The sequence below is a fragment of the Tolypothrix sp. VBCCA 56010 genome, assembly GCF_050875635.1.
GTDB lineage: Bacteria > Cyanobacteriota > Cyanobacteriia > Cyanobacteriales > Nostocaceae > Hassallia.
Genome location: NZ_JBPAOH010000028.1, coordinates 1 through 13,683, shown reverse-complemented (window position 1 = coordinate 13,683; position 13,683 = coordinate 1). Strand labels below are relative to the sequence as shown.

Genomic DNA, 13,683 nt, shown 5'->3' with positions numbered 1-13,683 from the left:
ATGTTAAGCTAAAAGACAAGCAATAGGGAAAATCAGATATTCGACGAAAAACAGCTTCCAGATGAATTGATAAAATTTAGCGATCGCGCTTTTATCTTGCAAATCAACCGACTTACTTTTAAACCACATTAAACCCAGCGTCGCCAGATGAGTAATTACCACGAAAACTGGATTAACTTCTGCAAGACGTAGCACACCCACTAAAATCATACCAACATAGCAAACAGTTAACACCCAAAGAGCCAGATTAAACACAGCTTTTTGACCGAGTTGCAGAGTGAAAGTACTGATATTGTAGAGGCGATCGCCTTCCATATCAGGGATATCTTTAAAGATAGCGATCGCAAAGCTAAACACCACAATAAACACCGTCAAAACCCACACCGCAGACGGAATTCCTTTATTTGTTTGCAACAGCCAATTAAAGTGCAAAAACAGCCCCAAATTAACAACAGCCCCGCGCACACTAAAAATACACAAAGCCGCCCAAAAAGGAAACTGTTTTAAGCGAATTGGCGGTAAAGAATAAGCCGTCCCAATCGCCAAACTAATAGTTACCAAACTCAATAAAAACGGTCCACCCAGCCACGCTATAGCTAGTGCGAGAATACCAGCAATACCTACAATTAATTGTCCGGTGCGGCGCGAAAATTCTCCCGCTGCTATTGGCAAATGAGGTTTATTAATTTTGTCTATTTCCACATCTTCTAATTGATTCAGCCCGACAATATAAACATTGCCACACAGACAAGCAATCCATGCCGAAAAAAGTTGCCCTAAACTCGGAAAAGAAGATGATGTAGCGCTAGCAATCAAATACAAACCCAACACACTCAAAGTAGTGCCAATAATCGTGTGTGGACGGGAAAACTTCCAAAAAGCATACAACCAGCCACCCAGAAAATTGAAAGACCCGTGCTTAGAAAATTGACTCATAATAATTTTTGATTTTCAATTAAAAAGAATAGGTAATTGGTAATTGGTAATCGATAATTGGTAATCATTCATTCCCCATTCCCCATTCCCCAATCCCTCATTTATTTCCACATAACAATCCAAATCGAATTAAACCACGTTCATAACCACGACGCATTAACCCCAGCGATAGCGCTCCAACAATAGTACTCCAACCCGATCGCAGTAATCCGAAAATTGCTTGGGGAGTGAACGCCGAATCAATTACTATATTCCAAAATGGGGCAACAGCAATAGACCAATCAGCAGTGCGGATATTTTGTAATGGGAGTTTGCGTGCGATCGCTTCATACTCAGGCAAAGAAATCACATAAGGCAAACAATACACTCGGTAAATATCCTGCAAATGCTTTTGTTCATCGGCACTCAGCGGTGACTCATCAATCGGACGATGACACCAAGTCACCATAATCAAAGTTCCACCAGGTTTTAGCACCCGATAACACTCTTGTAAAAACTTGGCTTTATCCGGCATATGTTCGCCACTTTCCAGCGACCAAACCAAGTCAAAAGAATCTTCAGCAAAGGGCATTTCTTGAGCATTCGCCACTTGAAAATGACATCTACCACTCAAACCAGCCTCTTGAGCGCGTTCCGTGGCTCTAGCGGCTTGCACGGGACTCAGAGTAATTCCGGTTGCAGAAGCATTAAACTTTTCTGCCAAGTACAGAGAACTACCGCCAATTCCACAACCTACATCGAGGATATTCTCTGCTTGCTGCACCCCCGACCACTTGAGTAATTCTTCGATTAAGTCTATTTGCGCTTGACGGCGGTCTTTTTTCAGCTTTCCATCTGCACCGTAGTAGCCGTGGTGCATATGTTCGCCCCAAATTTCTTCCCACAGACCGGAGGAAGCATCGTAAAACTGCTGAATTTGTTGGTAAAGTGTTGCACTCATGAATTTATTGGGGAATGGGTATTGGGGCATCGGGCAAAGGAGGGCAATGGGCATCGGGCAAAGGAGGGCATCGTCCAAGTGAAATACGTCTAGCTTATTTTTATTTTCATTGCCCATTGCCCCATGCCCATTGCCCAATGCCCATTGCCCTAATCAAACATATTGGTAGGCTACCATGTGTGTTTTTAATTAAATAAGGGTATTTTTATTTTCAGGGAGAGTCAGCCCTACTTCAGGAGCGATCGTAAAAATTCAAATTTCTAAATTTTACCTTGATATGACTGTTGCTCGCACAATTTGCTTGGGATTTCTCGCTGTGATTGCTGTGGGAACGATTTTACTGATGATGCCTTTTTCTACCAGCAATGGTACGTGGAATGACTTAATTGTGGCATTATTTACTTCCACATCCGCAGTTTGCGTTACAGGTTTATCAGTAGTAGATCCTGGTACTTATTTTTCCTTTTGGGGACAGTTGTTTATTGTTTTACTAGCTCAAATTGGCGGGTTGGGCTACATGACAACCACAACTTTTCTGATTTTGCTAGTTGGGCGTAAGTTTGATTTGCGACATAAAATGGCGATTCAACAAGCTTTAGACCGACCGGGAATGAGTGGTAGCACGCAAGTTATTCGCTCAATCATTGCGACAACTTTGATTTTTGAAATTACTGGGGCATTTTTACTTTTACCAGCTTTTGTTCCCAAGTATGGATGGAGTCAAGGACTTTGGTTAGCTATTTTTCATAGTGTGAATGCTTGGAATAATGCGGGTTTTAGTTTGTTTAAAGATAACTTGATTGGGTATCAATCATCTTTTTTAGTCGTCTTTACTATCACAGGCTTGATTATCTTTGGCGGGATTGGTTATCAAGTTATTTTGGAAATGTACTTTTGGTTACGCGATCGCCTTACCAAAAAAACAGTCAACTTAGTATTTTCTTTAGATTTTAAAGTTGCTACAATCACCACCATCTTCCTTTTATTAATAGGAACAATTGTATTTTGGGCTATAGAAATCAGAAATCCTCAAACCTTTGGTAATCTCAGTTTTCGCGAGCAATTATTAGTTGCTTGGTTTCAATCAGTGACTCCCAGAACTGCTGGCTTTAACACCATTGATATTGGCAAGATGACAAATGCTGGTTTGTTTATTACGATTGCGCTGATGTTTATTGGTGCAAGTCCCGGTGGTACAGGAGGCGGTATAAAAACAACAACGTTGAGAGTTATTACCAGTTGTACAAAAACCATTCTCCAGGGAAAAGAAGAAGTTTTATTATATGAACGCAAAATAGCAACATCTTTAATTTTGAAAGCTGTTGGTGTATTGCTAGGTTCAATAACAACCGTGATTGTTTCGACAATTTTAATTAGTATCACCGATCCAGAATTAGATTTTATTCAAATTATGTTTGAAGTAGTTTCAGCGTTTGCTACAGTTGGTCTGTCTACAGGAATCACCGCAAATGTAACTATAGCAGCGAAGCTAATTTTAATTATGACAATGTATATTGGAAGAGTCGGTGTTTTACTACTAATGTCCGCTGTACTAGGAGACCCCCGTCCTAGCCGAATTCGCTATCCAGAAGAAAATGTACTCGTGGGCTAGTAAAAAAGTAAAAAATAAAAATTAAAAAGGTAAAAGGCTTATACTTTCAATTTTTTCTTTATTAGAGATGTATCTCTATTTTTGCACACCTTGTATTAGTTATAAAAATCATGATAATAAATAATCAATAATTAAATATATGTATACCGAACTGATAAAATGTAACTTTATCAGGTAGAAATAAAGTTATCATGAGTTCGATTTGAGTATTTTTTGTTTTAGATACAGACAGGTAAAATAAGGAAAACAACTGTGAATCTGTCATCGTTAGGTTTTTTTCGCAATCTACGTCACGATAACCGCCAATTTGCCGTAATTGGCTTAGGTCGCTTTGGTCGCTCGGTATGTTCCACGCTGCATAAACTAGGCTACCAAGTAATGGCAACAGATATTAATCAAAAGCGGGTATCCGACGCATTGACAGAGCAACTAGTTGGTCATGCTTTGCAATTAGATTCAACGGAACCCGCTGCATTGAAAGAAGCTGGAGTTTTTGAATTTGATACGGTAATTGTGGCGATTGGAAACTACGTTCAAGAAAGTATCATTACCACGCTAAACGTCAAGGAGGGTGGTGTACCTCACGTAGTAGCCAAAGCCTCTAGTGAAGTTCACTGCAAGCTGTTGCAACGTGTGGGGGCAGATCACGTTGTATTTCCGGAGTTTGAGGCAGGTTCTGCATTAGCGCGATCGCTCACCAAGCCTTCAATCCTAGATAGATTTGACCTTGACCCAGATAACAGCATTGTCGAAATTATTGTACCTGATGAATTTCATGGTAAAACTATCGCCGAAGTTCAACTTCGTAACCGCTATGGGTTGAATTTGCTGGCAATGAGTCACAATGGTAAATTTATCATTAATCCTGACCCAAGTAATTATCTAGAGCGCGGTTCAGCAATAGTAGTTATTGGCTGCAACAAAGATATTAATCGTTTGCCAATTTAGAAATTGGGCAATGGGCAATGGGCAATGGGCAATGGGCAATGGGCAATGGGCAATGGGAGATTTTTTCCATGCCCCATGCCCGATACCCCATGCCCCATGCCCATTGCCCCATTCCCCACTTTCCATTACCCCTTCCCACCCAGGTTCGCTGGAGTTTCTAGAGGGGTTTGTGGTAGATTTGGCATTTCTGGCTGCAAGGTGGGCTGTTGTTCAACTGAAATTGGTACATCCCCAGGATTGCTTTGTGTTTCGGTTGGAGGAGTTTCTGGTTGATTTGGTGTTTCTTGATTGTTAATAGAAGTTGGTGTTTCCGAGGGATTTGAGGTTTGAGTAACTTCAGGTTGGCTTTTCTTTTGGGCAATTTGCAGCATTAGTTGCTCAACTTTATTAGCTTCTAAAAGGTTGCCTAATTCGCGGTATTCATTGCGAGCGCGTTTAAATGCTGCGTTAGCTTTGTTAATATCGCCTTGATTGTAAAAAGTTACTCCCAAGTTGTAATAAGCTAAAGCATTCTTAGGATTTTGATTAAGTGCTTGCTTGTAAGCGGTAACAGCCTCTGAAGCTTGACCTTGATTGGCTAGCAGACTGCCCAAATTAGAGTAAGCGCTGGCATTTTTAGGATTTAGCTGCACCGCTTGACGATAAGCGGCGATCGCTTGCGGTATTTCACCTTGCTGTTGTAAGGCGATCGCTAAATTAAAATATGCATTGGCATTACTACTATCAAGATTTATTGCTTGCTGATATTCGGCGATCGCTTCTTTTAGCTGACCTTGTTCATACAGTGCCAATCCCAAGTTATAATGCGCTGCAACCATTGTTGGCTCTATCACCAACGCTTGGCGATAAGCAGTAATTGCCGCTTCTTTTTGTCCTTGTTTTTGCAAGGCTAAAGCTAGGTTATAATACGCCTCGCCCAAATTAGGATTCATCCTAATCGCTTCTGCATACTCTTGCACCGCTGCCTCTAAGCGATTTTGCTGTAAAAAAATATTACCTAAGTAATTGCGTGCCAGCCCCAAATTTGGATCTCGCTGCAACGCTTGCCGAAAGGCATATTCAGCACTCACTAAATCATTGCGGTTATAGCGCATCACTCCCTGCTGATAATAACTAGCTGCTTCTAAATCCTGAGTGACAACATTTTCTTGGGCAAGCAGCTTGCTTGCTGGTATAAACGTTGATGTCACAAGCAGCAAAAACGCAGAGGAAGAAAACAGCACCATCTTGGAGGTGCAAAGAAACCACTGACAAAGTTGATATTTTTTAAACATGAATGGTATACCTGCACTTATTGTTAAAGGCTTATAAGTCAGAGTACCCACCAGAAAAGAGAAAATTAACATCGGGCATGGGGCATCGGGCATCGGGCATCGGGCATAGTCCTTTGTGAAATACGCGATCGCTTCTTTTTATTTCCATTGCCCATTGCCCAATGCCCAATGCCCAATTCCCAATTCCCTAATTTCTTGCTTCCGGCAAAATGAGCATTGCATCACCGAAGGAATAAAAGCGATATCGAGAAGCGATCGCTTGCTGATATATATTTAACAATCTTTCCCGACCAATTAAAGCACTCACCAGCATCAGCAAACTAGAACGCGGCAAATGAAAATTGGTAATCAAACCATCAACTACTCGCCATTCATAGCCTGGATAAATAAATAAGTCTGTCTTGCCGGAAAATGGCTGCAAATTGCCAGATTTAGCCGCTCCTTCTAAAGCACGGGTTACTGTTGTTCCCACAGCAATAATCCGACCGCCGGATGCTTTGGTAGCGCGAATTTGCTCTACTGTTTCCGGGGGGACTGAAATCCATTCTTCATGCATTTTGTGAGTACTAACATTCTCCACTTCCACTGGGCGAAACGTACCCACGCCTACATGCAAAGTCACAAAAGCTTGATTAATGCCGTGATCGCCCAACCGCTGCAATAAGTCCGGTGTAAAATGTAGCCCAGCCGTCGGAGCTGCGATCGCTCCTGGATGTTGAGCATAAACTGTTTGATATTGTTCGCTTTCGGCTTTGGATTGTGTAATGTAAGGTGGCAAAGGTACTTCACCATACACATCCAACAATTCCACTAAAGAAACTCCCTCTGGCAAATCAAATTGCAACAAACGTCCCCCAGTTGCTTCATCCGTCTCCAGAACCGTAGCAGTGAGGGAGGAGGAGGGGGGGATGGGGGGAGAGGGAGAGGGGGGGGATGGGGAAGCAGGGGAAGTAGGGGAAGTCGGGGAAGAAATTTCCCCTTGTCCCCTTGTCCCCCTTGTCTTTCTTGTCCCCCACTCCCCCACTCCCCCATTCCCCCACTCCCCCACTCCCCCACTCCCCCACTCCCCCACTCCCTCCACTCCCCTTGCTGCAAAAACAATCGAAGCACCCACTTTGAAGCGTTTTCCTGGCTTGACTAAAGCTAACCAACAGTTGTGGCGTCGTTCTTCTAATAACAATACTTCTATTTCTGCGCCAGTGGATTTACGACCATACAACCGCGCTGGCAAAACCCGCGTATTATTCATCACTAGCAAATCCCCTGACCGTAATAGCTCCGGTAAATCACGGAATATGTGGTGCAAGGGTGCTGAATATTTGCCTGTGCTAGGAGAATTTACTAATAAAAGCCGGGAGGTATCTCTAGGAAGTGCTGGATTTTGAGCAATCAGTTCTTGAGGTAATTCATAGTCATACCCAGCTAATGAACGATCTAATTCAATGTTTTGTGGTTCCTGGCTAGGAGTTGCATTCATGTTGGCTAGTGCGGGTATGGAGTGCATCTATCTAAAGAGAGTTTCAATAATAAAGCTGGTTTTAATTTTCTTTTATTAAAAGCGATCGCTTAATTTCACCCCTAGATTTTACGATGGATACTATTAGGTAACACGTAAACAACAATATAAAAATTGGGTAAACCTCCCCATCGAAAAACGGGGGCTTTTACCCTAGTCAACAGTCCGGTCTATCTATAAATATAGAAATGTATGATTGGTTTTGATCCCAAGCACCAAGATGGAATATTTGTATTACCTGGCAAATGCCAGTTTAACTCTAAGGGTGGTTCAGCACCTGCACGGCAGACCCCAGACACCTGTTTCATTCGTCACTGTCATTCATCAGATTGATGGCTGGGTGGTTAGGGTCAAACTAAAAGGTAATGTTACACCCCAAGAAGATGGCGATTTTCGGGCTTTCTTAAATGAATTAGGAATTAGTTACGACCCACCAATGCGAGTGCAAATGGCACTTTGGAGTTTGGAAGCAGGGCAGTGTCCTGTTGATGTGATGCGTCGCTACCAAGTAGCGATAGTTTCTCATGGAAATCCAGAGAAAGAAGAAATTGAAGCGTTTAGACAACAGTTTGTCCGGGGACTGGGCTACTGTCCGGAAACGTTAGCGTAATTCCATATTACTAAATTAACCCAAGCGAATGATTGTGGCTAATAGCTGAACATTGGAAAAGCTATTAGCCATTAGCTATTGCAGCCACCATGAAGGGGTGTAGGGGGTAGGGTGTGGGGTGTAGGGAACCCCATAATTAAAATCAGGGGTTTCACTTCCCGGACACTGTATTTTTCGTACGTAGTGCCTAAAAATACATTTTTTATTTTTACATACTTAAAAGTACTTGCTCTGTACCCAAGCTTCTCAATCGCGGAGACGCTGCGCTTTCCGGGGCTTTTTCTTCCCTACACCCGACACCCCACACCCTACTCCCTGCCCCGAAGGGGCTGGTCATTGACATCGAAAGCTCCTGGAATGTATTCTTGCAGCGTTAAGTGATATACCCCATATTCGGAACTAGCTAGAACTTCGGAGCTAGCCATAACCGCACGCAGTTTTTTTGATATTCGTTGACATTGTACTATAGCAACATCAAATCGGCAAGGATAATCCGCTTTCTCAGGATACTCTGATAAAAACATCTGCGCTGTACTAAAGAGTTTTGCTTGCTTTTGTCGGGTGATAGCGCTTCTTCCCCCTGCATCCCAATTACCACAACTGCGAGTTTTGACTTCAATAAATGCCAGCATTGAGTTATCTGGTTTCCCGTCTTCAAATTGGGCAATGATGTCAATTTCTCCCCAGCGACAAGAAAAGCGACGGTGGAGAACAATCCAACAATTAGATTGTAACCATTGCGCTACTAGGTCTTCTCCTAAAGTACCGATATCGGGATAATGAGATGAAGTCCGATTCGCCATTGGCTAAAAATAGCATGAATTCTATCTTATGCGATCGCCTAACAATTGCTTTTACGAAATCTCCAACTCAGCTAGGGTTGCAGGGTAAAACAGTAAATCGCATTTGGGCAAGCATACTCAGTTTATTGTTTTGGCTATCAGTTTCGATCGCAGCATCTTTCTATTCTGTGCCAAACGCTTTCGCACTGGAATATAACAAAGAAATTCTGCTCGAAGCTGATTTCTCAGGACGTGATTTAACAGATTCTAGCTTTACTAAAGCTAATCTTCGCTCTAGCAACTTCAGCCATTCTAATTTGCGCGGTGTCAGCTTTTTTGCGGCAAATCTAGAGTCGGTAAATTTAGAGGGTGCCGATCTCTCAAATGCGACTCTAGACTCAGCTCGTTTGATAAAAGCGAATTTGACAAATGCAGTATTAGAAGGTGCGTTTGCTGCTAGCGCTAGGTTTGATGGTGCGATTATTGACGGGGCAGATTTTACTGATGTGCTGCTGCGTCGGGATGAGCAAGACAAGCTTTGCAAAATCGCTAAAGGTACAAATCCCACAACCGGACGGAATACCCGCGATACTTTGTTTTGTTCGTAAAAGTTAATACTAAAGTGCGTCGTGAGGGTCAACTGACCCTCAGACTACTTTTAGCACGCTTTCAACAAAAGTCTAACGTAGTTCTCCGCCATGACAACAGCAAAGTGGTATGGGAAACCAGAGTGCATTCTTTGCCGTTCTTTTTCCGGTACAGCGGCTTAAAGTCAAACATCCAGGGATAGATATTTAAAACCACTTCTTGTTACGTTTTATTACTAATCAGTAGATGTACGTTCTTACACAAAAGTTCAAACTACAGCTTCGTTTCTCTGACAATCAAAAACTACCATCAAGCTGACATCAGGTGTGAGTTGGCGTAAAAGCCGCAAATGACCTTCTGCATCAGACTGATTGCGGAATCGAGCGATAATTTCTTGTTGCGTATCGGGAAGCAAACGAGCAACAGCCCAAGAACTAAGACGCTTTTTGTAAGCGATCGCACCAGAAGGAGAGACGGAATCGCTGTAATCTCTGTTTTGTGGCATGATATATGTTATCCTTATGTGTTTTAGTCAAGGGCGTTAGTAAGTCTCTTGGCGGGGATGGACTAACGCCTTTTTAAATGATGCTCCCACTTGGATATCACAGTAATTCTAGATTGTCAACAGTGCCCTCGCCACTTTAATAATTGATTTGCCGAAAACTTTAACATCGAGGTGCGGCTTTCAATGAGAACATCCCAAGAAAAATGTTTAATCCTTTTCACGTAAAATGATTAGTAACATTTATAACAATATATACGGTTAATAGTTCTAGGGCATCACAATTAATTCAGGCTACAATGCCGGAACTTCGTCATTCGTACTGAGGTTGATAGCAACTTCTAAGAGTGAAGGTAAAAGGAGGTGATTTTCTTATATAAAAAGTGAAAAACTCAATTAAAGTTTTTACTACTTTGACAATATTGACGACTTACGGCTGAGATATCACGAGGGTGGATGGGTGAGGGTGGAATAATCGCGCTTGTTCTTCATACACACAAGTTATTCCAAAGGACGATTTGAGCAAATTCAGCAAAAAGAAAAGCGATCGCCCTTAGCTGCGTGACACGAAAAGACGCGCTACTTCACAGACAAAATTGGGTAGCAACGGCGACGCGATCGCATCATCAATCAGCAACGTCGTTACCTGTTTTAACTGAGCATTGTCTTGTCGATAGACTTCAATTCGTTGAGCAATGCGATCGACAATCCAATATTCCTGCACTCCCTGAACAGAATACAGTTTCAACTTGGCTAATCGGTCTCGATCTTCATTCGCTTTTCCCAATGATAGCACTTCTACTACCAATTCTGGTGCTCCTCGAAAATGCCCCGCTTCATCCTGAATTTGCGCCAACCGCTCATAACTCACCCACACCACATCGGGAGCCACATTATCGGAGTCTGAAAAGATTAGCCCTGGCATAATCGAGGCTTCTCCTAAACCACTCGACACAGACCAATTATCTAAGACGGCAAAGATGCGACCCGTAACCTGCTGATGTTTATGATGAGGCGATCGCGTCACAAACAATTCTCCGTCAATAATTTCATAACGAATCCATTCGTTATCGGGTAACGCTGCAACATCTTGAATTGTCCAGCGAACACCGCTTGCAGCTTGGCTCATAACAGTGTTTTTTAGTCTGAGGGTGCTTCGATTGTATCGGACAAAAGGGAGCGATGCCTAGGTTGGGCGGGTACGCCTACGCAGTTATCTTAACTCTAAGAGCGTTTTGTTTAGCAACGCTATGATTACCAATTTTTACCTAGCAAAGATTCAAATTCCGATTGTAAAGCTTTGATATCGGCAATTCTTGCCACTAGTAAATTATCGCTGCCAGCATCAGTTAAACGCGATTTCCAATAGCCAATACTGTCTGAATTGTTCAACCAAAACTGAATCACCGTATCTACTACTTGATCTAAATCCCAATTCCATTTAGGCGGAACGGGTTCTACAGACTCGATCAACGCATCAAGGGTACATTTATGCGTTCCTATATATTCTACCCCTTGGTGTTGTGGTTTTTGGCAAATCTGTTGATGATTAAAAAATTGCAAAACAGGAGATACACCTACAATATCAAAAGAGTACTTCATTGCAGTTGTCCTGGTGTTTATTATTTTGAGGATACAAAATATTATCGCTGAAAATAGTTAAATATTTCTCTATATCTAAGGTATTAAAATTACCTCGAAAATTAGCACTTAAAGCTGATGAGTGCTAATGTTTTGAGGTATTATTAAATAGTTTTAGGCATTAAACAAAGGGGTGCAGATTATTTTTAATATTTTTTTAAAGGTGAAGTGGCAGCTTTGTTGGCGGCTGGTTTTTGGGCTGTAGCTTCGGTGGTGTATGGGCGTTTGGGACAACGTATTCCGCCACTGCAACTGAACTTACTCAAAGGGATAATTGCGATCGCTTTGCTGACAATCACGATTTTTGTGCGGAGAGAATTTTTCCCAATCTTGACAATTGTTCCCCTAAGTCTATTATTACTCAGCGGCATTGTTGGTATTGGTTTGGGCGATTTAGCCTTTCTTGCGGCGATAAATTCTTTCGGTGCGCGTCGTACCTTACTTATGGGAACTCTGGCGCCACCAATGACGGCAATAATCGCGCAGATTTTTCTTCAAGAAAAGCTGAGTGTGAATGCTTGGTGCGGTATTTTGCTTACTATTATCGGAGTTGCTTGGGTGGTGACTGAAAGATTGCCGGATAGCAGCGGTAATTCCTCAACGCAACTATTAAGAGGAATCGGCTTTGGTTTATTAGCAGCGATCGCCAATGCAATTGGGGGTGTTCTTTCTCGTGCAGCACTTGCCAATACCAGCATTCCACCTTTGTGGGCATCTTTGTTTCGGTTGATTGCAGGGGTGTTGATTCTCTTACCGTTAGTATGGTTATCTTGGCGTCGGGGTAGGATAATTTTGTCTGAGTTGCAATCAACGCGAGTAATTTTAGCAACTTGTTTTGCTGCATTTTGCGGAACTTATTTAGGTATTTGGTTGCAGCAGACGGCAATTAAATATACTGAGGTGGGAATTGCTTTAACTTTGTTGCAGACAAGTCCGCTGTTTATCATGCCTTTGGCGATTTGCATGGGTGAGAAAGTCAGCTTTCGGGCGATCGCTGGTGCGGTCATCGCGATCGCGGGAATTGCATTGCTGTTTTATTTGCGGTAATAAGAGAAAGGGAACACACTATTTGTTACTCAAATCTTATCAATTATGTTGTTGCCAAAACACACAATTTTTTTGCGCTTTGGAAAGATTATTCACGAGTGATAGTAAATTTTGTTTAGGCAGAGACAATGTGTTGTAGAATGGCTGTTTTGGTTGTCTAGAAGTGTAATCAAAAAAGACCGTGAATCTATCGTCAGCTACAGGTATCTTTCCTCGATGGAAGATGCTAGCAGTAGAAGCGAAAATTACTGTACCAGCAAGTCCCGTGCATGATTTCCAATTTGATGGAGATAGTGCTTGTTGCATAGTTTCGTCTCTTATGTAGCCAGAGTGATATTTCAAAGAGCGAGCGACTGTTGAGGTTAAAGACTGGGGAATATATTGAAAGGGACCTGCATCTTCATTGACATCATTTAAATAAACAATAATTTTCAGGACTTTTATATCTTCCATATCTATATGCCACAGTCTTGACTTTATCGCTACCTCATTGGCGATATCTCTGCGAAAAAATACGCCTTGATAGGCTACTGGTAAACCAAGATAATTTTCGACGATGTTAAGTAAACGTTGTTCAAGTCCCCACCAAAAAATCTCTGGATGCTCCATCAATTGTTGAGAAGTAGCATGAACTACAAACTCGTTTTTTTGACCAGAAATACTTTTTGGTATTTCTGACATCAGCTTTTTCGCAACCTGGAAAAAACGAGGATTAGAAGGAATTCCTAAGGCTGATAATGAAGTAATTGCTACTCCATCACGTTTAATAGTCTCGACTAAAGTGCGATCGCTTGTTGAAAGAACAGGTAGATTGACAAGATGTTTGTTCACCGCTGTCTGATAAACAAGCTCATATTGAGCTTGCACAAATGGTATTTGCGTTAACTTCCTTATTATTTGATTGCGTGCTTTTTGAACCAGTATGTACATGAAAGTAACCTTGTTTGATTGTACAGAATTTTATCATTACATATTTTTTTGTATAAGTTAATACTCTCTGCCCAAATTAAATCTTTTTTTTAATTATTGGCAAACGCAAGCTCGATATTCTCTAAGTATTGATTTTTACTGAAGATTTCTTCATGATTGCTTGACAAAAAATCTTGTCGCAATACTTTTTTAAGTATTAAGGCTTAACTCCGGATAATAATCGACACACTTATGTTGTAAGCTAATATGAGAATGACTGTCAACAAGAAGGGTGTGGGGTTGCATGGTTAGGGTGTAAGGGAGAAGACGGCGCACTTCGGGGCGTATGATTAAGAGACCAACGCAATCGTCTTAAAA

At 41.9% G+C, this 13,683-nt stretch carries 17 protein-coding genes; 6 read left to right on the top strand and 11 right to left on the bottom strand.

Annotated features, from left to right (window positions below):
• Positions 1 to 3: 3 nt before the first annotated feature.
• Together AABK37_RS12225 and AABK37_RS12220 are read right to left on the bottom strand one after the other, a co-directional pair.
• Positions 4 to 936, bottom strand: a complete 933-nt coding sequence (locus AABK37_RS12225; RefSeq protein WP_432551836.1) for a homogentisate phytyltransferase — start codon at positions 934 to 936, stop codon at positions 4 to 6.
• A 97-nt stretch (positions 937 to 1,033) separates the two neighbouring features.
• Positions 1,034 to 1,876: a methyltransferase domain-containing protein gene (locus AABK37_RS12220; protein WP_432551835.1), complete on the bottom strand. Its 843-nt coding sequence runs from the start codon at positions 1,874 to 1,876 to the stop codon at positions 1,034 to 1,036.
• A 14-nt stretch (positions 1,877 to 1,890) separates the two neighbouring features.
• Between AABK37_RS12220 and AABK37_RS12215 the strand changes: the two genes are divergently transcribed.
• The 3 genes from AABK37_RS12215 (at position 1,891) to AABK37_RS12205 (ending at position 4,436) form a co-directional block, all read left to right on the top strand.
• On the top strand, positions 1,891 to 2,073 hold the full coding sequence (locus tag AABK37_RS12215) for a hypothetical protein (RefSeq protein WP_432551834.1): 183 nt from the start codon (positions 1,891 to 1,893) through the stop codon (positions 2,071 to 2,073).
• A gap of 80 nt (positions 2,074 to 2,153) precedes the next feature.
• Positions 2,154 to 3,488 (top strand): TrkH family potassium uptake protein, encoded by a 1,335-nt coding sequence (locus AABK37_RS12210; protein WP_432551833.1) that lies wholly within the window; start codon positions 2,154 to 2,156, stop codon positions 3,486 to 3,488.
• A gap of 252 nt (positions 3,489 to 3,740) precedes the next feature.
• Positions 3,741 to 4,436: a potassium channel family protein gene (locus AABK37_RS12205; protein WP_432551832.1), complete on the top strand. Its 696-nt coding sequence runs from the start codon at positions 3,741 to 3,743 to the stop codon at positions 4,434 to 4,436.
• On the opposite strand, the gene AABK37_RS12200 is transcribed toward AABK37_RS12205, so the two are convergent.
• From AABK37_RS12200 to queA, 4 genes are read right to left on the bottom strand one after another with little or no spacing between them, the layout of a single operon-like run.
• Entirely contained in the window at positions 4,417 to 4,548 is a 132-nt protein-coding gene (locus tag AABK37_RS12200) for a hypothetical protein (RefSeq protein WP_432551831.1), read from the bottom strand. The two genes, AABK37_RS12205 and AABK37_RS12200, sit on opposite strands and share 20 nt — an antisense overlap.
• A 13-nt stretch (positions 4,549 to 4,561) precedes the next feature.
• Entirely contained in the window at positions 4,562 to 5,710 is a 1,149-nt protein-coding gene (locus AABK37_RS12195) for a tetratricopeptide repeat protein (protein ID WP_432551830.1), read from the bottom strand.
• A 31-nt stretch (positions 5,711 to 5,741) separates the two neighbouring features.
• Entirely contained in the window at positions 5,742 to 5,879 is a 138-nt protein-coding gene (locus AABK37_RS12190; protein WP_432551829.1) for a hypothetical protein, read from the bottom strand.
• 18 nt (positions 5,880 to 5,897) lie between these two features.
• The gene (gene queA / locus AABK37_RS12185; protein WP_432551828.1) at positions 5,898 to 7,187 is read right to left on the bottom strand and encodes a tRNA preQ1(34) S-adenosylmethionine ribosyltransferase-isomerase QueA; all 1,290 of its coding nucleotides are present in this window, start codon (positions 7,185 to 7,187) and stop codon (positions 5,898 to 5,900) included.
• A 259-nt stretch (positions 7,188 to 7,446) separates the two neighbouring features.
• On the opposite strand from queA, the gene AABK37_RS12180 reads away from it, so the two are divergent.
• The gene (locus AABK37_RS12180) at positions 7,447 to 7,836 is read left to right on the top strand and encodes a hypothetical protein (RefSeq protein WP_432551883.1); all 390 of its coding nucleotides are present in this window, start codon (positions 7,447 to 7,449) and stop codon (positions 7,834 to 7,836) included.
• A 308-nt stretch (positions 7,837 to 8,144) separates the two neighbouring features.
• Here AABK37_RS12180 and AABK37_RS12175 read toward each other — a convergent pair whose 3' ends face one another.
• Entirely contained in the window at positions 8,145 to 8,639 is a 495-nt protein-coding gene (locus tag AABK37_RS12175; protein WP_432551827.1) for a YraN family protein, read from the bottom strand.
• A gap of 14 nt (positions 8,640 to 8,653) precedes the next feature.
• On the opposite strand from AABK37_RS12175, the gene AABK37_RS12170 reads away from it, so the two are divergent.
• Positions 8,654 to 9,226, top strand: coding sequence for a pentapeptide repeat-containing protein (locus tag AABK37_RS12170; RefSeq protein WP_432551826.1), 573 nt, complete (start codon positions 8,654 to 8,656; stop codon positions 9,224 to 9,226).
• Between the two features lie 248 nt (positions 9,227 to 9,474).
• Here the strand turns inward: AABK37_RS12170 and AABK37_RS12165 are convergent, their stop codons facing one another.
• From AABK37_RS12165 to AABK37_RS12155, 3 genes are all read right to left on the bottom strand, one after another.
• Positions 9,475 to 9,711 carry a hypothetical protein gene (locus tag AABK37_RS12165; RefSeq protein ID WP_432551825.1) on the bottom strand — a complete coding sequence of 79 codons (237 nt, stop codon included), beginning with the start codon at positions 9,709 to 9,711 and terminating at the stop codon, positions 9,475 to 9,477.
• 550 nt (positions 9,712 to 10,261) lie between these two features.
• Entirely contained in the window at positions 10,262 to 10,837 is a 576-nt protein-coding gene (locus tag AABK37_RS12160; RefSeq protein ID WP_432551824.1) for a Uma2 family endonuclease, read from the bottom strand.
• A gap of 125 nt (positions 10,838 to 10,962) precedes the next feature.
• Complete coding sequence (locus AABK37_RS12155) at positions 10,963 to 11,310, bottom strand: hypothetical protein (RefSeq protein WP_432551823.1); 348 nt, start codon at positions 11,308 to 11,310, stop codon at positions 10,963 to 10,965.
• A gap of 207 nt (positions 11,311 to 11,517) precedes the next feature.
• Here AABK37_RS12155 and AABK37_RS12150 point away from each other — a divergent pair, with 207 nt between their 5' ends.
• Entirely contained in the window at positions 11,518 to 12,396 is an 879-nt protein-coding gene (locus AABK37_RS12150) for a DMT family transporter (RefSeq protein WP_432551822.1), read from the top strand.
• Between the two features lie 39 nt (positions 12,397 to 12,435).
• Here AABK37_RS12150 and AABK37_RS12145 read toward each other — a convergent pair whose 3' ends face one another.
• Entirely contained in the window at positions 12,436 to 13,326 is an 891-nt protein-coding gene (locus tag AABK37_RS12145) for a phytanoyl-CoA dioxygenase family protein (RefSeq protein WP_432551821.1), read from the bottom strand.
• Positions 13,327 to 13,683: the final 357 nt, after the last annotated feature.